At 66.4% G+C, this 20,505-nt stretch carries 15 protein-coding genes; 12 read left to right on the forward strand and 3 right to left on the reverse strand.

Annotated features, from left to right (window positions below; all coding sequences use genetic code 11):
- The first annotated feature begins 1 nt into the window (after position 1).
- The gene (locus OWC48_RS20755; protein WP_282521633.1) at positions 2 to 745 is read left to right on the forward strand and encodes a ParA family protein; all 744 of its coding nucleotides are present in this window, start codon (positions 2 to 4) and stop codon (positions 743 to 745) included.
- 245 nt (positions 746 to 990) lie between these two features.
- Here the strand turns inward: OWC48_RS20755 and mutM are convergent, their stop codons facing one another.
- Positions 991 to 1,890 (reverse strand): bifunctional DNA-formamidopyrimidine glycosylase/DNA-(apurinic or apyrimidinic site) lyase, encoded by a 900-nt coding sequence (gene mutM, locus OWC48_RS20760; RefSeq protein ID WP_282521634.1) that lies wholly within the window; start codon positions 1,888 to 1,890, stop codon positions 991 to 993.
- Positions 1,891 to 1,971: 81 nt separating this feature from the next.
- Here mutM and ubiE point away from each other — a divergent pair, with 81 nt between their 5' ends.
- From ubiE to trxA, 11 genes are all read left to right on the forward strand, one after another.
- Complete coding sequence (gene ubiE, locus OWC48_RS20765; protein WP_282521635.1) at positions 1,972 to 2,733, forward strand: bifunctional demethylmenaquinone methyltransferase/2-methoxy-6-polyprenyl-1,4-benzoquinol methylase UbiE; 762 nt, start codon at positions 1,972 to 1,974, stop codon at positions 2,731 to 2,733.
- On the forward strand, positions 2,730 to 4,304 hold the full coding sequence (gene ubiB / locus OWC48_RS20770) for a 2-polyprenylphenol 6-hydroxylase (protein WP_282521636.1): 1,575 nt from the start codon (positions 2,730 to 2,732) through the stop codon (positions 4,302 to 4,304). The genes ubiE and ubiB overlap by 4 nt, the downstream gene beginning before the upstream one ends.
- Before the next feature lie 57 nt (positions 4,305 to 4,361).
- Positions 4,362 to 5,813, forward strand: a complete 1,452-nt coding sequence (gene coaBC / locus OWC48_RS20775) for a bifunctional phosphopantothenoylcysteine decarboxylase/phosphopantothenate--cysteine ligase CoaBC (RefSeq protein ID WP_282521637.1) — start codon at positions 4,362 to 4,364, stop codon at positions 5,811 to 5,813.
- Positions 5,810 to 6,268 (forward strand): dUTP diphosphatase, encoded by a 459-nt coding sequence (gene dut / locus OWC48_RS20780; RefSeq protein ID WP_282521638.1) that lies wholly within the window; start codon positions 5,810 to 5,812, stop codon positions 6,266 to 6,268. Before coaBC ends, dut begins: the two co-directional genes overlap by 4 nt.
- 190 nt (positions 6,269 to 6,458) lie before the next feature.
- Entirely contained in the window at positions 6,459 to 8,963 is a 2,505-nt protein-coding gene (locus tag OWC48_RS20785) for a PAS domain-containing sensor histidine kinase (protein ID WP_282521639.1), read from the forward strand.
- On the forward strand, positions 8,960 to 10,540 hold the full coding sequence (tsaE, locus tag OWC48_RS20790; protein ID WP_282521640.1) for a tRNA (adenosine(37)-N6)-threonylcarbamoyltransferase complex ATPase subunit type 1 TsaE: 1,581 nt from the start codon (positions 8,960 to 8,962) through the stop codon (positions 10,538 to 10,540). The genes OWC48_RS20785 and tsaE overlap by 4 nt, the downstream gene beginning before the upstream one ends.
- An 89-nt stretch (positions 10,541 to 10,629) precedes the next feature.
- Positions 10,630 to 10,947: a PilZ domain-containing protein gene (locus tag OWC48_RS20795; protein ID WP_282521641.1), complete on the forward strand. Its 318-nt coding sequence runs from the start codon at positions 10,630 to 10,632 to the stop codon at positions 10,945 to 10,947.
- A gap of 155 nt (positions 10,948 to 11,102) precedes the next feature.
- Positions 11,103 to 11,825 (forward strand): nucleotidyltransferase family protein, encoded by a 723-nt coding sequence (locus OWC48_RS20800; RefSeq protein WP_282521642.1) that lies wholly within the window; start codon positions 11,103 to 11,105, stop codon positions 11,823 to 11,825.
- 216 nt (positions 11,826 to 12,041) lie between these two features.
- The gene (addB, locus tag OWC48_RS20805; RefSeq protein WP_282521643.1) at positions 12,042 to 15,188 is read left to right on the forward strand and encodes a double-strand break repair protein AddB; all 3,147 of its coding nucleotides are present in this window, start codon (positions 12,042 to 12,044) and stop codon (positions 15,186 to 15,188) included.
- Positions 15,182 to 18,691, forward strand: a complete 3,510-nt coding sequence (gene addA / locus OWC48_RS20810; protein WP_282521644.1) for a double-strand break repair helicase AddA — start codon at positions 15,182 to 15,184, stop codon at positions 18,689 to 18,691. The genes addB and addA overlap by 7 nt, the downstream gene beginning before the upstream one ends.
- A gap of 67 nt (positions 18,692 to 18,758) precedes the next feature.
- Complete coding sequence (gene trxA, locus OWC48_RS20815) at positions 18,759 to 19,079, forward strand: thioredoxin (RefSeq protein ID WP_008540017.1); 321 nt, start codon at positions 18,759 to 18,761, stop codon at positions 19,077 to 19,079.
- Between the two features lie 74 nt (positions 19,080 to 19,153).
- Here the strand turns inward: trxA and OWC48_RS20820 are convergent, their stop codons facing one another.
- Positions 19,154 to 19,594, reverse strand: coding sequence for an SRPBCC family protein (locus OWC48_RS20820; RefSeq protein ID WP_282521645.1), 441 nt, complete (start codon positions 19,592 to 19,594; stop codon positions 19,154 to 19,156).
- Between the two features lie 142 nt (positions 19,595 to 19,736).
- On the reverse strand, positions 19,737 to 20,489 hold the full coding sequence (locus tag OWC48_RS20825) for a metallophosphoesterase (protein ID WP_282521646.1): 753 nt from the start codon (positions 20,487 to 20,489) through the stop codon (positions 19,737 to 19,739).
- Positions 20,490 to 20,505: the final 16 nt, after the last annotated feature.

The raw sequence follows: 20,505 nt of genomic DNA on the forward strand, positions 1-20,505 counted from the left end.
CATGCACACGATCGTACTGGCCACCCAAAAGGGTGGCAGTGGCAAGAGCACGCTTGCCATCGGCCTCGCGCTGGCGGCCAAGCAGGCCGGCTTCACCGTCCGCCTGATCGAAACCGACCCGCAGGGTACACTGTCCAACTGGCTGCGTCGCCGCCACGCTGACGATCTCGTCGTCGAGCCGATCTATCACGCGGCCGACATCGCGCCGCGCCTGAAGATGCTGGCCGACAGCGGCCTGCAGCTTGCGATCGTCGACACCGCGGCCGGCCTCAGCGCCGCGACCACCGCTGCGATCCGCCATTCCGACCTCTGCCTGATTCCGGCCCGCCCGAGCGTCGCCGACATCGAGGCGACCGTCTCGACGCTCAGCGTCGCGCGCGCCTGGAAGCGGCCCTACAGCTTCGTGCTGAACCAGGCGCCGATCCGCGGCCAGCGCATCGACAACGCCGCCAACACGCTCGCCGAGGAAGCCGCCCTCGATCTCGCCGAGGTGCTCGCACGCCCGTTGATCGTGATGCGCAACGACCATCAGGACTCGCTCGCGAGCGGCCTCGCCGTCAGCGAATTCGCGCCGAACGGCAAGTCGGCGGACGAGATCCGCGGCCTCTGGCGCTGGATCGAGACCCGGCTCGAGCTCGAAGCCACGACCAATGTCCTGATCGACCAGGTCATCTCGGTCGCGGACGGGATGCTGCATGCCGCCGCCGAGCACGCGGCGGACGAGACCACGACACTGGCGTCCTGAGCGGGGCGATCGCTCCGACGCCAGGCGGGCTCTTCACTTATCCGGTCGAAGCGCCCAAGCGACGAAGCAGTCCGGCCACCAGCCCGACCGGATTGCTTCGCTTCGCGTTTTTTGATGACCCTTGTAGCCCGGATGGAGCGAAGCGAAATCCGGGAAAGTCTCTCTGCAGAAAGTCTGGACCCGGATTGCGCTACGCTCCATCCGGGCTACGGGCCTTCGCGTTTTTCAGGCTTCGACCTTCACACTCACTTCTGACATTTCTGACACCAGAAGGTGGAGCGCCCGTTCTGGGTGAATCGCTTCACGGTGCCGCCGCACCCTGGCGTCTTGCAGGTCTCGCCCTCGCGGTCATAGACCTTGAAGGAGTGCTGGAAATAGCCGAGCTCGCCCGAGGTCTGGCGATGGTCGCGCAAGCTGGAGCCGCCGGCCCTGATCGCGTCGTTGAGCACGGTGTGAATGGCACCCACCAACCGCTTCGCATGATCGGTCGGCTCGCCGCCGCCGACACCCTTGCGACCCTTGGTCGCGAGTGTCGCAGCAATGCGGCGCGGCGACAGATGCGAGCGATGCAGCGCTTCGCAGACATAGATGTTGCCAAGCCCCGCGACCACGCGCTGGTCGAGCAGCGCGGCCTTCAGGCTCGTCGTCTTGCCCTCGCACGACCGCGCCAGCATCGCCGCGTCGAATTCGTTGCCGAGCGGCTCGGGACCGAGATCGCGCAGCAGTGGCTCGTCCTCGAGCGCGTTGCGCGCGATCACTTTCATGTAACCGAAGCGGCGCGGGTCGTTGAACACGATGTCGGCGCCGGAGGACATCCGAAACAGCACATGGTCGTGCGTGGAGTCCTTGGCCCGCGGGTAGTGAAACTCGCCCGGCACGGCCCTGTTGTCCGGCTTGATGACACGGAACGAGCCCGACATGCCCAGATGCATCAGCAGCACATCGCCGGAGGCGAGATCGGCCATGAGATATTTTGCACGGCGGCCAAGCCCCGTGACGACCTGCCCCTGGAGCCGGGCCACGAAATCGGGCTGGAAGGGAAAGCGCAGATCCGGCCTGCGGGCCTCCGCGACGAGGATTTTCGCACCCTCCATGACGGGCTGAAGGCCGCGGCGGACGGTCTCGACTTCGGGCAATTCAGGCATGGTCAGGCATTCACCTTATGAGGGCGGTGTGATAGCGCCATTGCGGCGGCCGCGCTATGGTCCGCCCAGTGGAGTAGAGTAATGGATCGGCCGGGCGAAACCACGCATTTTGGCTTCAGGGACGTTCCCTTGGGGGACAAGCAGACGCTGGTGAACGATGTGTTTCACAGCGTGGCGTCGCGCTATGACTTGATGAACGACCTGATGTCCGGTGGCCTGCACCGGGTCTGGAAGGACATCATGATCAACGCGCTCAACCCGCCGCGGGGTGACCGGCCGTTCGCGCTGCTCGACGTTGCCGGCGGCACCGGCGACATCTCGTTCCGCGCTGCCAAGGCGGCAGGTCCCGGCTTCCATGCCACGGTCTGCGACATCAACGCCGAGATGCTGGCCGTGGGCCGCGAGCGTGCTGCGAAGCGGCATCTCGAGACCCAGGTCGATTTCGTCGAGGGCAATGCCGAAGCGCTCGCCTTCGCCGACCGCAGCTTTGACGCATATACGATCGCTTTCGGCATTCGCAATGTGCCGCGGATCGACCTGGCGCTGCGCGAGGCCTATCGCGTGCTGAGGCCCGGCAGCCGCTTCCTGTGCCTGGAATTCTCCACCGTCGAAATGCCCGGGCTCGACCGGATCTATGACCTGTTCTCGTTCAAGGTGATCCCGCCGCTCGGCCGCATGGTCACGGGCGACGCCGAGTCCTACCAGTATCTCGTCGAATCGATCCGCAAGTTTCCGAAACCCAACGCCTTCGCCGACATGATCCGCGACGCCGGCTTCGCCCGCGTCGGCTGGCAGACATTGTCCGGCGGCATCGTCGCGCTGCATTCGGGCTGGCGTTTGTGATTTCTTCCATTACCCACATTTCGCGCCTGATCCGCGCCGCGTTCGTGTTTGCGCGCGAGGGCGTGTTCGGTTCCGTCGATCCGACCCTGGTGCCGCCGCCAGGGCAACTCGCGCTGAAGCTTGCGCGCCTCGTGGAACGGCGCGGTCCAAAGCACGGACCACGGCTGACGCGCGCGCTGACCCGGATGGGCCCAGCCTATCTCAAGCTCGGGCAGTTTCTGGCCACGCGTCCCGACGTCGTCGGCGTCGTCATGGCGCGTGATCTGGAAAGCCTCCAGGATCGCTTGCCGCCGTTTTCGCAAGCCGAAGCGGAAGCCGCGATCGCGAGCTCGCTGGAGCGTCCGCTCAAGGACGTGTTCGCGAGCCTCGGCCCGCCGGTCGCGGCAGCCTCGATCGCGCAGGTGCATCGCGGCGAAGTCTTGCGCGACGGCATCCGCAAGCCGGTCGCCGTAAAAGTGCTGCGGCCCAACGTGGCCTCGCGATTCCGCCGCGATCTCTCCGATTTCTTCTACGTCGCGCACAAGGCTGAGACCTATTCGAGCGAGGCGCGGCGTTTGCGACTTATCGAAGTCATCAACACCATGTCGCGCTCGGTCGCGATGGAGATGGACCTGCGGCTGGAAGCGGCGGCAATGTCGGAGATGGCGGAGAACACAGGCGACGATCCTGATTTTCGCGTGCCGACCGTCGACTGGGACCGCACCACGCACAATGTGCTGACGATGGAATGGATCGACGGCATCGCGCTGAACGATCACAAGCGCCTGCAAGAGGCGCAGGTCGACCTGCCCGATCTCGGCCGCAAGGTGATCCAGAGCTTTCTGCGCCACGCGCTGCGCGACGGGTTCTTCCACGCCGACATGCATCCGGGCAATCTGTTCCTCGATGACGCCGGCCGTCTGGTCGCGGTCGATTTCGGCATCATGGGCCGGCTCGGGATGAAGGAGCGGCGTTTCCTCGCCGAAATCCTGCTCGGCTTCATCACCCGCAACTATCGCCGCGTCGCAGAAGTGCATTTCGAGGCGGGCTATGTGCCGGCGCATCACTCGGTCGAGAATTTTGCGCAGGCCATCCGCGCGATTGGCGAGCCCATTCACAACCGGACGGCCGAAGAGATCTCGATGGCGCGGCTGCTGACGCTGCTGCTCGAGGTCACCGGCCTGTTCGACATGACGACGCGACCCGAGCTGATCCTGCTTCAGAAAACCATGGTCGTCGTCGAAGGCGTGGCGCGCGGCTTCAATCCCAAGCTCGACATCTGGAAGGTCGCCGACCCCGTGGTGCGCGAATGGATCGAACGCAATCTCGGACCGATCGGCCGGGTGCAGGGCGCGCTGTCCGGCACCGGCGAGCTCGCCCGCGTGCTGATGCGCCTGCCCGACATCGCGCAGCGCTCCGTCGTGGTGCTCGAGCAATTGGAGACCATGACGCGGGAGGGCCTGCGGCTGTCGCCGGAGAGCATCGCGGCGATGGGCCGCAGCGAGGGCCGCAAGAACCGGTGGCGCACCGTGGCGCTCTGGATCATTGCCGCCACCTTCATCGGAATCCTGATCGCCGTCCGGAATCTTTGATTGCACTGCAATCACGGAAACGATAGCATCGCTATCATTCCGTGCTGGAGGGGCGTCATGGCAAGCCTGACCATCCGCAAGCTCGACGAGGGCGTCAAAACCTATTTGCGCCTGCGCTCGGCCAGGAACCGCAGGTCGGTCGAGGAAGAGGTCCGGGTCATCCTCGGCGAGCTGATCGAGGGCCGCGAGGAGCCGCTGACGCCGTTTGCGCTGCCGCCGGCCCAATCCACCACCTCCACGCCGCAACGGACCGGCGCCGTTCCCGAGGCGAGCGTTACCCTGATCATCGGCGGCGGTATCGCGGCATATAAGTCGCTCGACCTGATCCGTCGGCTCAAGGAACGCCGGATCGAGGTCCGTTGCGTATTGACCAAGGCGGCGCAGCAATTCGTCACGCCGCTGGCCGTGAGCGCGCTGTCGCATGAGCGCGTCTACACTGACCTGTTCGACCCGCAGAGCGAGTTCGACGCCGGTCACATCCGTCTGGCACGCGACTGCGACCTGATTGTCGTCGCGCCCGCGACTGCCGACCTCCTGGCGAAGATGGCCAATGGCCATGCCGACGATCTCGCCAGCGCCATCCTGCTCGCGACCAACCGCAAGGTTCTGCTGGCGCCGGCGATGAATCCGCTGATGTGGAACAACGCGGCGACGCGGCGCAACGTCACGCAGCTTCAGCGTGACGGCGTTGCGCTGATCGGCCCGAATTCCGGCGAGATGGCCGAGGCGGGCGAGGCCGGGATCGGCCGCATGTCCGAGGCGATCGAGATCGCCACTGCCGCCGAGCGCCTGCTGCGGCCGCCGGTGCCGCGACCGCTCGCCGGCAAGCGCGTGCTGATCACCGCAGGTCCCACGCACGAGCCGATCGACCCGGTGCGCTACATCGCCAACCGCTCCTCCGGCAAGCAGGGCTTCGCCATCGCCGCCGCCGCGCAGGCTGCCGGCGCCGAGGTGGTTTTGGTCAGCGGCCCGGTCGATCTCGGCGATCCCCCGGGCGTGACGGTGAAGCGTGTAGAGTCGGCCCGGCAGATGCTGGAGCAGGTGCAGGCGGCACTTCCCGCCGACATCGCGATCTTCGCGGCCGCGGTCGCCGACTGGCGGGTCGCCAGTGAGGGCGGGCAGAAGCTGAAGAAGACCTCAGCCGGCATGCCGCCGCTTCAGCTGGTCGAGAATCCCGACATCCTCGCCACGATCTCGAAGCTGACCGACCGGCGCCCGCCGCTGGTGATCGGCTTTGCCGCCGAGACCGAGCACCTCATCGACAACGCCAAGTCCAAGCTGGCCCGCAAGGGCTGCGACTGGATCGTCGCCAACGACGTCTCACCGGCGACCGGCGTGATGGGCGGCGACCGCAACACCGTGCATCTGATCAGTCGCAAGAATGGTGAGGAGGACGGCGAGATCGCAGTTGATTCCTGGCCGGTGATGACCAAGGAACAGGTCGCCATCGAGCTGGTCGCGCATGTCGCAAAGAGCGTGACCGACAAATCCCGGGAGCCGGCATCTTGAGCACGAAAGTCACGGTCGAACTGCAGCAACTGGCCCACGCCGAAGGCCTTCCGCTGCCGGCCTATCAGACCTCCGAAGCCGCCGGCCTCGACCTGATGGCCGCAGTTTCCGACAGCGAGCCGCTGACGCTCGCCGCCGGCCAATATGCGCTGGTGCCGACGGGTCTCGCGATCGCGCTGCCGCCCGGCCACGAGGCGCAGGTGCGGCCGCGCTCGGGCCTTGCCGCCAAGCACGGCGTCACCGTGCTGAACTCGCCCGGCACGATCGATGCGGACTATCGCGGCGAGATCAAGGTGATCCTGATCAACCACGGCACGGCGCCCTTCGTGGTCAGGCGCGGCGAGCGCATCGCGCAGATGGTGATCGCGCCGGTGGTGCAGGCCGCGCTGGTTCCCGTGGCGACATTGTCTGCGACCGATCGCGGCGCCGGCGGCTTCGGCTCGACCGGCCGCTAACGCACGGCAACTCCAGCCGAATCACCGCAGAACCACGTGAACCGGGAACCGCGCGCCCGGCATTTTTGTGGGACCGCCGCTGCGTTCACGATCTGGACTCTTACCGCTGGAGTCACGGTGAGGGTATTGTCGTTTGATTCGCGCGCGACGGGGGTCGTCGCGCGCAAATCCGTGCGGTCTTGGGGCAACTATGTCAGGCGTGATCGTGTCGATGCGTCGGACGCTGTTGTCGTGCACATCGTTGGCGCGCAACGGCCTGTTGGGAGGCGCTCTCGCGGCGCTGCTGCCGGCTGCGCCGGCTGAGGCTGCCGACCTCGTCGACACACTTTCCATAATGCTGGACTTCAACCGGCAGGAACTCGCGGTGCTGGCCACCGCGCTCGCGCTGCTCGGCTTCTCGGTCGTGGCCGCGATCCTGTTGATGCGCACGCGCGTGCGCACGGCGAACAACGAGGCGCGGCTGCGCGCGCGGATCGGCGAACTGCAACTCCAGTCCGATCGCTTCGGCGCGCTGCTGTTCGCCGAGCCGCAGATCCTGATCTCCTGGCCGGCCGGCGACAATCGCGCGCAGATTTCCGGCGACATCTCCATGGTGCTACCGCGCGATTCCTCCCCCCAGCGCGTCCTGGCGTTCGGAACGTGGCTGCCGCCAGAACCCGCGCTCCAAATGGATCACGCGGTCGATGCGCTACGTGACCGCGGCGACGGGTTCCAGCTGACGCTGACCACCGCGCACGGCCACACGCTGGAGGCCATCGGCCGCGCCATCGGCGGCCAGGCCATCGTCAGGATTCGCGAACTCTCCGGACTCCGGCGCGATTTGGCCGAGACCAATCTGCGTTACAAGGCCCTCGCCGACGAGACCGAGATGCTGCGCGGCTTTGCCGCCGCCGCACCCTGGCCGATCTGGGCCAAGGCCGAGAACGGCGCGCTGACCTACGCCAATCCGGCCTATGTGCGCGCGACCGAGGCAAGCAGCGTCACCGACGCCCAGCAGCGCAAGCTCGAGCTGCTCGACAGTGCCGACCGGACCGCGATGGACCGGGGCCTGAAGGACGCGGCCAGTTTCACCTCGCGGCTGCCGATCGTGATCGGCGGCGAGCGGCGCATCTACGACGTGCGCGCGGTCAATGTCGGCAGCGGCAATGTCGGCGTCGCCATCGATGCCAGCGAGGCGGATACGCTGAGCTCGGCGCTGGTGCGGATGGCGGAAGCGCATCGGCGCACGCTGGACCAGCTCTCCTCCGGCGTTGCCGTGTTCGACGGCCACCGCCGGCTCGCCTTCTACAACGATTCCTACCGCCGGCTGTGGGACCTCGACCGCACCTTCCTAGACGCCGACCCAGACGATTCAAGCGTACTCGACCAGCTCCGCGCTGCGCGCAAATTGCCGGAGCAGCCGGACTTCCGTGCCTGGAAGGCCAAGCTGCACGAGGCCTATCGCGCGGTCGAGACCGCCAAGGACACCTGGTACCTGCCCGACGGCCGCGCGCTCTCCGTCGTCACCACGCCGAATCCGGAAGGCGGCGTCACCTATCTGTTCGACGACGTCACCGAAAGCCTCGAGCTCGCCCGCCGCTTCGACGGCATGATCCGCGTCCAGCGCGAGACGCTGGACAGCCTCGCCGAGGGCGTCGCGGTGTTCGGCAGCAACGGCAGGGCGCAGCTGTTCAACCCGGCCTTCGTCCGGATGTGGAAGCTGTCGAGCGACGCCATGCGCGACGAGCCGCACATCCAGACGGTCGAAGGCTGGTGCCATCAGCTGTTCGACGACCCGCAAGTCTGGCGGCAGATCCGCGAGGCCGTCACCTCGATCGAGAGCCGCGCCGACGTGCCGCTGAAGCTCGAGCGCAAGGACGGCAGCGTGCTCGACGGCATGATCCGTCCGCTGCATGACGGCGCCACCATGCTGACGTTCCAGGACATCACCGACACCGAGAATGTCGAGCGTGCGCTGCGCGAGCGCAACGAGGCATTGGAGGCCGCGGACCAGATGAAGGTGGATTTCGTCCACCACGTCTCCTACGAGCTGCGCTCGCCGCTCACCACCATCATCGGATTCGCACATTTCCTCAGCGATCCCTCGACCGGGCCGCTGACGCCGAAACAGGCCGAATATCTCGACTACGTCACCAAATCCACCAACGCCCTGCTGGCGCTGACCAACAACATCCTGGATCTCGCCACGATCGACGCCGGCGCCATGAAGCTGGAACTCGGCCCGGTCGACGTCAGCAAGGCCATCGAGCTCGCCGCCGAGGGCATCCAGGACCGCCTCGCCACCGATCGCATCCGCCTCAAGGTCGAGATCGCGCCCGACATCGGCAGCTTCGTCGGCGACGAGAAGCGCGTGGTGCAGGTGCTCTATAACCTCCTCGCCAACGCAGTCGGGTTTTCTCCACAGGATTCCACCGTCGGCATCAGCGCGCGCCGCACCGAACGCAGCGTGGTCTTCACTGTGACAGATTCCGGGCCTGGAATACCTGCCGACATGAAGGACAAGGTGTTCAACTGGTTTGAAAGCCGCTCGCAGGGGTCGCGTCATCGCGGCGCCGGGCTCGGCCTGTCGCTGGTGCGCTCCTTCGTCGAGCTGCATGGCGGCAAGGTGCGGGTGGATTCGATCGTGGGCAGGGGCACGGTCGTGATCTGCGACTTCCCGACCGACCAGGCGGCGCATCGCGACGCCGCCGAATGACTGAACCGACCACATTCTCCGTCGCGCTTGTCAACGAGACGGCCACCGCACAATTGATGGCCGACCTCGCGTTGCTGGTCGGCCCCGGCGACGTCATCACCCTCACCGGCGATCTCGGCGCGGGCAAGACTGCGGCTGCGCGCGCCATGATCCGCTATCTCGCCGGCGACGAGGCGCTGGAAGTCCCGAGCCCGACCTTCACGCTGGTGCAGGGTTACGAGCTGCCGCCGTTTCCGGCGATGCATGCCGATCTCTACCGCGTCGAGGACGAGAGCGAGCTGGAGGAGATCGGCCTGTCGCCGCTTCCCGATGCCACGCTCGTCCTGATCGAATGGCCGGAACGCGCACCGTCGGCGATGCCGGAAGACCGCATCGACATCGCGCTGACGCACCGGCCGGCGCTGGGCTCGAATGCGCGCGCCGCCGACATCACGGGTTACGGCAAGGCCGCCGCGCAAGTCGCGCGGCTGAAGGCGCTGCGGGAATTCCTCGAGGCATCCGGCTACATGGATGCAACGCGCAAGCGCATGCCCGGCGATGCCTCGACCCGCTCCTATGCGCGACTGCTGCGCGACGACGAGATCGTCATCCTCATGAACTTTCCGCAGCGGCCCGACGGCGCTGCGATGTACAACGGAAAATCCTACAGCGCGGCGGTGCATCTCGCCGAGAACGTAAAGCCCTTCGTCGCCATCGACGAGGGCCTGCGCGCGCAAGGCATCTCCGCGCCCGCGATCCATCATTCCGATCTCGACCACGGCTTCCTGATCACCGAAGATTTCGGCAGCGAAGGCGTGATCGAAGGCGATCCGCCGCGCCCGATTCCCGAGCGCTACGAGACCGCAACCGACGTGCTGGCCGCGCTGCATCGCACGACGCTGCCGGAAACACTGCCGCTGGCGAGCCAGACCTACGCTATTCCGGTGTTCGACACCGAAGCACTCTTGATCGAAATCGGGTTGATGCCGGAATGGTATCTGCCCGACCGCAATGCGCCGCTGAGCGACGAGAAGCGCGCGGAGTTTTTCGCAATGTGGCGCGAGCTGCTGAGGAAGCCGCTGGCCGCGCCGAGGACGTGGATCATCCGCGACTTCCACTCGCCCAATCTGATCTGGCTCGGGATGCGCACCGGTATCGAACGCGTCGGTGTGATCGACTTCCAGGACACCGTGCTCGGACCGCAATCCTACGACGTGGTGTCGCTGCTCCAGGACGCCCGCATCGATGTCCCTGAGAACATCGAGCTGACGCTGCTGTCGCGCTACATCAAGGCGCGGCGCGCGAGCGATGCGAGCTTCGATGCGGCGGGCTTTGCGGAACTCTACGCGATCATGTCGGCGCAGCGGAACACGCGCCTGCTCGGCACCTTCGCCCGCCTCAACCGCCGCGACGGTAAGCCGCATTATCTGCGCCACCAGCCGCGGATCTGGACCTACCTCCAGCGCTCGCTGGCACATCCCGCGCTGGTTCACCTGCGCGACTGGTATCTCGCCAACGTCCCGCCGCCCCAAGGGACGTCCCAAGGGGCGTCCCAAGAGCCGTCCGAAGAGCAGCCTGAAGGGCAGCCCCAAGCCTGATTCGCGGCCCGATTTACCGCCTGTTAGCCGTCGCATCGGTATCATCGCCCGCAGGCAGCCGGACAAGGACGGGGCTGGAGCAAGGGCAGATGGCGGTCAAGACGGACCATCGTGGCAACAGCCGGGTTGTTTTCGAGCGCGGGATCCCGGCCCAGATGATGGGGATCGACGGCACCTGGCGGCGCGAGTGCACCATGGAGGACGTCTCCGAGAGTGGCGCCAAGCTGACCATCGACGGCTCGGTCGAAGGCCTGCATCTGAAGGAATTTTTTCTCCTGCTGTCGTCCACCGGACTTGCGTACCGGCGCTGTGAGCTGGCGTGGGTCAATGGCGACCAGATCGGCGTCAATTTTCTCAAGCTCGGCGACAAGAAGAAAAAGGCGCGATCCACACCCGTCGGGGCGTGAGGGCAACACCCGTCGCACAACCGTCACGGCAGGTGGTTAAGGCGGTTAAGACGCGGTGCGGCCAATTGCGGTCCGTGTTAGGATTGCTGCGTACGCGAACTTCAAAAGTTCTTAAGTCCAGGATTCCGGGAAAGACGAGTCTGAGAAAGCGAACGATGTCCGTCAAGCCGACCAAAGCCATGGTGCTCGCCGCGGGGTTCGGGCTGCGCATGCGTCCGTTGACGGAGAAGATGCCGAAGCCGCTCGTGCCGGTGGCCGGCCAGCCGCTGCTGGACCACGTGCTCGACAAGCTCGGCGACGCCGGCGTGACCGAGGCGATCGTCAATGTGCACTATCTGCCGGACCAGATCATCAACCACACCGCATCCCGCCAGCATCCGCGCGTAACCATCTCGGACGAGCGCGACCAGGTGCTCGGCACCGGTGGTGGCGTGGTCAAGGCGCTGCCGCTGCTCGGCGACGCGCCGTTCTTCCATGTCAATTCCGACACGCTGTGGATCGACGGCGTGCGCTCGAACCTGGCGCGGCTTGCGGAAAACTTCGACCCTGAGCGCATGGACATCCTGCTCTTGATGGCGCCGACAGCGACCAGCATCGGCTATAGCGGCCGCGGCGATTACGGCATGCTGCCCGACGGTGCCCTGCGCAAGCGCAAGGAAAAAGAGGTCGTTCCGTTCGTCTATGCCGGCGCGGCGATCCTGTCGCCGACGATCTTCGAAGGCGCGCCGCAGGGCGAGTTCTCGCTGACAAAAATGTTCGACCGCGCCAACGAGCAGGAGCGCCTGTTCGGCCTCCGCCTCGACGGCGTCTGGATGCATGTCGGCACGCCCGATGCCGTGCACGCGGCGGAAGAGGCGTTCCTGGAGAGCGTGGCGTAAGGCTGCTCCAATCACAGTGCCGTAGGGTGGACAAAGGCGCCCTTGCGCCGTGCCCACCATCTCTCTCGATCGCAAAAATGCGCGGGCACGCTCGCTTTGCCCACCCTACGGCACCGGCGCCAACCTCGCGAACAGCGGGGAAAGACCCCGCCGCGCCCCATGACCATTTGAATCCGCGTCCCTATATTGGCGCCTGATTCCCGAATCAGGCAGCCCATGCGCGTTTTCAGCGTTCCCATCTCAGTTCCGTTCCTGCGCACGGTCGTCTCGAGCCTGCTCGACGGCCGGCTGGTCGACGGCTTCGAGGCGCGCAAGGAACCGGCGCGGCTTGCGGATGCCACGCTGTACCTGCCGACAAGGCGCGCCATGCGCGTCGTGCGCGAGATCTTTCTCGACGAGATGGCGGCCGATGCGGTGGTCCTGCCGCGCATCGTCGCGCTCGGCGACATCGACGAGGACGAGCTCGCGTTCGCCGACGAGGGCGAGCAGTTCTCCGGCGCAGCGCCGCTCGACATTCCGCCACGGCTTGGCGAGCTCGAACGGCGGCTGACGCTGGCGCAGCTCGTGGCGGCCTGGGCCAAGGGCCCGGTGCTGTCCCCGCTGGTGGTCGGCGGCCCCGCCTCGACGCTGGCGCTGGCCGGCGACCTCGCACGCCTGATCGACGACATGGTGACGCGCGGCGTCGACTGGAGCGCGCTCGACGGCCTGGTGCCTGATATGCTCGACCGCTACTGGCAGCACTCGCTCGAATTCCTGCGCATCGCGCGCATTGCCTGGCCCGGTCATCTCGCGGAGATCAACCGGATCGAGCCCGCAGCGCGGCGCGATCTCCTGATTGCGGCGGAAGCAAAACGGCTGACCGCACATCCCCATGGCCCGGTGATCGCGGCCGGCTCGACCGGATCGATGCCGGCCACCGCAAAATTCCTGCACGCGGTCGCATCGCTGCCGCATGGCGCCGTCGTGCTGCCGGGCCTCGACACCGATCTCGACGACGACGCCTGGCGTACCATCGGCGGCGTTCGTGACTCGCTCGGCAAGTTCGCGGAGCATCCGGCGTCGAACCATCCGCAATATGCCATGCATGCGCTGCTGGACCGCCTTGGCATCAAGCGCAGCGACGTCGACATCCTCCAGCCGCCGGCAGAAGGCGGACGCGATCTGCTCGCATCGGAATCGATGCGTCCGTCGGCCAAGACGGAAGTCTGGCACGACCGGTTGAAGCAGCCTGACGTCGCCGCGAAGATCGCGGGCGGCATGACAAACCTCGCGGTCGTCGAAGCCCCCAATCCTGAAATGGAAGCGCTTGCGATCGCCATTGCGATGCGCGAGGCGCGCCATCTCGACAAATCGGCGGCGCTGGTGACGCCGGACCGCGCGCTGGCGCGGCGGGTGATGGCCGCGCTGACGCGATGGGATCTCGCGTTCGACGATTCCGGCGGCGACGTGCTGATGGAAACATCCGCCGGCGTTTTTGCGCGTCTGGCATCGGAAGCGGCGACCAAGGGATTGGAGCCGCCGACGCTGCTGGCGATGCTGAAGCATCCGCTATGCCGGCTTGGCCGGCTGCCTGGTGGATGGAAGGCGGCGATCGAGGGCCTCGAGCTTGCGGTCCTGCGCGGCACGCGGCCGCCCGCGGGCACCGCGGGGCTGCTGCGCGAATTCAATCGTTTCCGCGAGGAACTGGCAAAGCTGTGGCGCAGCGAGGTCTCCGCGCTGCACCGTGCGGAGCCGCGTGCGCGTCTGAAGGCGGAGGACCTCGATGGCATCCAGGCGCTGATCGATGCCCTGCAGAAGTCGTTGGCGCCGATCGAGAGTCTCGCGTCATCGAAACCGTACGACTTCGCCGAGCTCGCGCACCGCCATCGCGAGATCATGATCGAGCTGTCGCGCGACGAGCAGGGCATCCCGCTCGCCTTCGAGGAGCGCGAGGGCCTCGCACTCGCCAACGCCTTCGACGACCTCCTGCGCGGCGGCACCACCAGCGGATTGATGGTGACGCTGCCTGACTACGCCGACGTCTTCCAGACCGCGTTCGGCGATCGCGCGGTGCGGCGGCGGGACAGACCCGGCGCGCGGCTGCAGATCTACGGCCCGCTGGAATCGCGCCTGATGCAGGCGGACCGGATCATCATCGGCGGCCTGATCGAGGGCGTCTGGCCGCCGGCGCCGCGCATCGATCCCTGGCTCAGCCGGCCGATGCGGCACGAGCTTGGCTTAGATTTGCCGGAGCGCCGCATCGGCCTCTCCGCACACGATTTTGCGCAACTGCTCGGCGGCGACGAGGTCATCCTGACCCATTCCGCGAAGGCCGGCGGCGCACCGGCGGTCGCCTCGCGCTTCCTGCACCGGTTAGAGGCGGTCGCAGGCGACGAGCTCTGGAAGACGGCCATCCGCACGGGCGAAAAATACGTGCAGTTTGCGGGCGCGCTGGACCAGCCCGACGAGGTCAAGCCGGTCAAGCAGCCCGAGCCGCGGCCGCCGCGCGCGACGCGGCCGCTGAAGATGTCGGTCACCGCGATCGAGGACTGGCTGCGCGATCCCTACACGATCTACGCAAAGCACATTTTGCGGCTCGACGCGCTCGACCCCGTCGACATGCCGCTGTCGGCCGCCGACCGTGGCTCGGCGATCCACGATGCGCTCGGCGAGTTCACGGAAAGCTATGCCACGCGCCTGCCCGACGATCCCGCGCGCGTGCTGCGCGCGATCGGCGAAAAGTATTTTGCGCCGCTGATGGAGCGCCCCGAAGCGCGGGCGCTATGGTGGCCGCGCTTCCAGCGCATCGCGCGCTGGTTCGGTGAATGGGAGACGGTACGCCGCGACGTGATCGAGGTCATCACGGCGGAGACGCGGGGCGAGATCTCGATCAGGCTCGACCACGACCGCAGCTTCCAGCTCTCCGCCCGCGCCGACCGCATCGAGCGGCGCCAGGGCGGCAGCTATGCCATCCTCGACTACAAGACCGGGCAGCCGCCGACCGGCAAGCAGGTCCGCATGGGCCTGTCGCCGCAGCTCACCCTCGAAGCGGCGATCCTGCGCGAGGGCGGATTTCCAGACATCGACGCGGGTTCGTCCGTCAGCCAGCTCGTCTATGTGCGCCTGAGCGGCAACAATCCGCCGGGCGAGGAGCGCATCCTCGAGCTCAAGTATAGGCAAGGCGACGAGCCGCAGCCGCCTGACACGGCCGCCGCCGAAGCACGGGCCAAGCTCGAGGCGCTGATCCGCGCCTTCGAGGACGAGAATCAGGCGTATACCTCGCTGAACCTGCCGATGTGGACCAACCGCTACGGCACCTATGACGACCTCGCCCGGATCAAGGAATGGTCCGCGGCCGGCGGCCTGGGGATCGAGGAATGGTGAAGCTGCCGCGTCCCATTCCCGACGAGGTGCGTGCGCGGCAGGCGCGCGCGTCCGATCCGACCGCGTCGGCGTTCGTGTCGGCCAATGCCGGCTCTGGCAAGACCCATGTGCTGGTGCAGCGGGTGATCCGCCTGCTGCTGTCGGCCGTGCCGCCGGAAAAGATTCTCTGCATCACCTTCACCAAGGCCGCCGCCGCGAACATGGCCGAGCGCGTGTTCACGACGCTCGGTCATTGGGTGACGCTGGACGACAACGCGCTCGACGCGGCGATTAAGGCGGTCGGCATCCCACATCCCGATCGAAAACTACGCCGCGAAGCACGAAAGCTTTTCGCCTGCGCGCTGGAGACGCCGGGCGGATTGAAGGTGCAGACCATCCACGCGCTCTGCACCCGGCTGCTCCAGCAATTTCCGTTCGAGGCCAATGTTCCCGCGCGCTTTGCCGTGATCGACGAGCGCGACCAGACCGACATGATGGAGCGCGCCAATCTGAAGGTGCTGCTGGAAGCCGCGCGCGATCCGGAGACCGTCACTGGCCGCGCGCTGCTGACCGCGATGGCGAGCGCGGCCGACGTCACTTTCAAGGAGGTCGTGCGCGAGGCCTGTCTCAGCCGCGATCATTTCATGGCCTGGACCGACGAGGCCGGCAACGCCGGGGCAGCTGCTGAGCAGATGGCGGCGGTGCTGGGCGTGGAGGCGAGCGATCGGATCGAGGACGTCGAGACGGAAATTCTCGACGGTCCATTCCTGCCGCGGTCGCGCTGGGACGACATCGCCTTCGCGCTGGAGGACGGCAGCAAGTCCGACAACGACCAGGCCAGCCGGCTCCGCGAGGCCAAGGTGTTTTCCGGCGCCGCGCAGGTCGATGCCTATCTCGGCGTCTTCCTCACCGACGAAAAACTGCCGCGCAAGGCGGTGCTGACCAAGAAGTTTGGCGATCACAACCCATCTGTCGCCCGGCTGTTCGAGAACGAGGTGCAGCGCCTCAGCGGATTGATCGAGAAGCGCCGCGCGGTGACCATGCGCGACCGCACCGCGGCGCTGCTGCACATCGCGACCGCGGCCGCGGCGAACTACCGCCGCGAGAAGCAGGAGCGCGGGCTGCTCGACTACGACGACCTCATCGACAAGACGCTGGCGATGCTGAACCGCGTCGCTTCAGGCTGGGTGCATTACAAGCTCGACCGTGGCGTCGATCACGTCCTGATCGACGAAGCCCAGGACACAAGCCCGCGGCAATGGGATATCGTCGCGCACATCATTTCCGAGTTCACGGCGGGCGAAGGCGCACGCGAAGGACTGAACCGCACGGTCTTCGCCGTCGGCGACGAGAAGCAGTCGATCTTCTCGTTCCAGGGCGCCGACCCGCGCGAATTCGACGCGCGCAAGCGAGAGTTGGACCGTAAATTCACCTCGGCTGGACTGAAATTCGATCCAGTCGCCTTTACCTATTCGTTCCGGTCCGGCGCGGAAATCCTGCATTCCGTCGACCATGTGTTTCGCGAACCGGCGATCTACAAAAGCATTCACTCGATCGACATCGGCCACCCGCTGCACAATGCGCTCAGTGATGCCGGTCCGAGCGTCGTCGAGCTCTGGGATCTGGCCGTCGCCGACGACAGGCAGGAGATCGAGGGTTGGCGCGCGCCATTCGACGGCGTCGCTGCCACCAGCCCCGAAGTCAAGCTCGCGCGCCGCATCCAGACCGAGATCAAACGGCTGGTCGAGAGCGGCACGCTGACCGGGCACGAAGGTGAGCGCCGGCCGCTGCGTTATGGCGACATGCTGATCCTGGTGCGCCGGCGCGGCAATGCGTTCGACGCCGTGATCCAGGCGCTGAAGCACGCCAATGTTCCGGTCGCCGGCGCCGACCGGCTGAAGCTCACCGAGCACATCGCGATCATCGACCTGATGAACCTTGCGGACGCGCTGCTGCTGCCGCAGGACGATCTTGCGCTCGCGGTTGCGCTGAAGAGCCCGCTGTTCGGGCTCGATGACGACGACCTGTTTCAGTTGGCCCACGGCCGTAAGGGATCGCTGCGCCGCGCGCTTGCCGAACATGCAGCCACAAGCGAGACGTTCGCCACGGCACTGCGGCGGCTTGAAGCCTGCGAGGCGCGGTCGCGCGACGAGACTCCGTTCGCCTTCTACGCCTGGCTGCTCGGCGGCGACGGCGGACGCGCGCGCATCCTGCGTCGGCTCGGCCATGAGGCCAACGACGCGCTCGACGAGTTTCTGGAGCTGGCGCTGAATTACGAGCGCAAGGCACCGGCCTCGCTGCAAGGCTTCATGGCCTGGCTGCGCTCGGCCGATACCGAGGTGAAGCGCGACATGGAGATCTCGCGCGACGAGGTGCGGGTCATGACGGTGCACGGCGCCAAGGGCCTGGAAGCCTCCGTCGTGTTCATGGTCGACACGACATCATCGCCCGCGGACTCGCAGCGGGTCCGGCTGATCCACGTGCCGCGCGGCAATGGCAGCGAGGTCGTGGTCTGGGCCGGGCGCAAGGCCGATGATCCCAAGCCCGTCGCCGACGCACGCAAGGCCTTGATCGAGGAGACCGAGGACGAGTATCGCCGCCTGCTCTATGTCGCGATGACGCGCGCGGCCGATCGGCTGATCGTCGGCGGCTGCATGCCCGGCAACATGAAGACGGTGCGCAAGCTGAGCTGGTACGACCTCATCGACACCGGGCTCACCGGCTCGGGCCTGGACAGGCAGACGATCGAGACGCCGCTCGGTAAGGTGACCCGATTCGCCCGGCCGGAGGATGTCACGGCGCTCGGCACGCCTGCGATGTCGGTGGACCAGAGGGTCGCATTGCCGGCCTGGCTGCGGACACCGGTACCGCGCGAGACCGTCGATGACGACCCCGTGCGCCCTTCCGGCCAGTCGACCGAGGAAGGCCGTAGCGTGCGATCAGGCGAATCGGTGCAGTCGCGCGCGCTGGCGCTGCAACGCGGCACGCTGGTGCACCGGCTGCTGCAGTCCCTGCCCGACATCGCCACTGAGCGTCGGCGCGAGGCCGCGCTTGGCTTCATGGCACGCAACGCGCCCGACTGGACGACGGCCGACCGGACCGCGCTGGCCGACAAGGTGCTCGCCCTGATCGCCGAACCGCGCTTTGCCCCGGTGTTTGCCACCGGCAGCCGTGCCGAGGTCTCGATCGTCGGCCGATTGGACCGGCCTGGGCGGCCGCCAGCGCTGGTGTCGGGGCAGATCGACCGGCTGGTCGTTCGTCCGGACGAGGTTCTGATCGTGGATTTCAAGACCAACCAGGCGGCGCCCAAAAGCGCCGCGGAGGCGCCCGCCGCCTATGTCCGGCAGCTTGCGCTGTACCGGGCGGTGCTGGCGCGGCTTTATCCCCAAAAGCCGATCAGGGCCGTCTTGCTCTGGACCGAGGCCCTTGAATATATGGAGATTTCAGCCCCCGCGCTGGACGCGGCGCTGGCATCCCTTCATCTCAGTGTGAGCGTCCTTGACCCGGCAAGGGGCCGTTCATAGGTTGACGCCATGATCCCAAGCGCGATTCCCATGCGCGCCGATTCTTTCAACCGAGTGAGGTACTCCAATGGCCGTTAGCAAGGTTTCCGACGCCGATTTCGAAGCCGAAGTGCTCAAGGCGAACGGCCCCGTGGTCGTCGATTTCTGGGCCGAATGGTGCGGCCCTTGCCGCATGATCGCACCCGCGCTCGACGAGATCGCCGGCGCGATGGGCGACAAGGTCAAGATCGTGAAGCTCAACGTCGACGAGAGCCCGAAGACCGCGTCGAAATACGGCGTGATGTCGATCCCGACGCTGATGATCTTCAAGGGCGGCGAGATGGCCTCCCGCCAGGTCGGCGCGGCGCCGAAGGCGAAGCTGCAGCAGTGGATCACGTCCGCGGTCTGATCCGCCGCGCGTGTAACCGAGAATTCTTCAACGGCCGGCTACACGCCGGCCGTTTTATTTTTGCTCGACGGCAATCATGCCGATCTCGTTTCGGCGAGTTTGGCGAGACTGGCGAGAACATCGGGAAAGTCCGACGCGACAGCCGGACCGATCTCGGACGCTTGCGGTCCTCGCGCGTCGACGGCGTAAACGATCCGCGTGCGCTTCGGTCCAAGAGAATCGACAAGAGCTTCGATGCGATGGGCGACCTTGATGACGAGGTCGCCGACTCGCGTTTCGTCGATGAAGCACGCGTTCTCGCGGACCTCGATCAGCTGCGAGCGCAGCGCCTCCTCGCCGGGAGGCTTCATCGTGAACCAGGTCCCGGCCGCAAATGGCCCGTCAATGTCGATCTGCTCGATACCTGCGTTCCAGGTTTTCCAACCCGGCACGTCGCGGAGAATGCTCCAGATCGTCTCCGGGGCTGCCGATGTCTCGATAGCATATTCGTGTCGCCAGACATCTCCGTCATCCATGGCGCGCTCCCTCTTTGTTATGTACGCCGATAATGAGCGCGCTTCTCAAGAAGTCCAACCGTAGCCCGGATGGAGCGTAGCGTAATCCGGGGCGGCCGTCGCTTATGGCAAGATTCCCGGATTGCGCTTCGCTCCATCCGGGCTACAGAGCCGTCTGCTTGATCCAACCGGTCGCCAGCGCATTTGCCAGTTCCGGCTGATTGTTGCGGCGCGCGAGCGCGGCCATCGGCTCATGATCGTAAGCGATCTGGCGGAACGTCACCTGCCAAACACCGTCAACGAGCTCAAGAATCGCGTAGCGCGCGTGCGGCGTGCCGGCTTCGACGACATGCGGGAATGGATGCACGTCGCGATAGCCGGGGCTGCCGACGCTGCCGGGATTGACGATCAGCCGGCCGTCGCGCAACCGCACCGCGCGGGCGAGATGCGTGTGCGCGCAGAGGATCAGCGATTGCGTGATGCCTTGCGCGAACTGCTCGATGCGGTCGAGCGGCGATAACGCCACCGTGCCGTCGGGATGCACGGTATCGAGCCAATAGACTTCATCGTCATCGGGCGTCGCGTGGCAAAGGAAGACCTGCTCACGAAACACCCGCGTCATCGGCTGCGCGCGCAGCCAGTCGAGTTGCGCGGCATTGAGCGCTGCATGGGCCGGACGGTCCCATGAGCCCATCTTTTCCGGCGGGCGGTCGAGCAGATAGCGGTCGTGATTGCCGAGCACCTGCACGGCGTCGAGCTGCATCAGGATCTCGATGGTCCGGCGCGCATCGAGCGGGCCGCTCAGCATGTCGCCGAGATTGACAATGTCGGCGATGCCCTGCGCGCGGATGTCGGCGAGCACCGCCTCCAGCGCGAGATGGTTTCCGTGGACGTCGGCAATCGCGGCGAAGCGCATTGAGATTCCTGTAGGC

Source organism: Bradyrhizobium sp. Arg816 (genome assembly GCF_029989365.1).
Classification (GTDB): Bacteria; Pseudomonadota; Alphaproteobacteria; order Rhizobiales; family Xanthobacteraceae; genus Bradyrhizobium.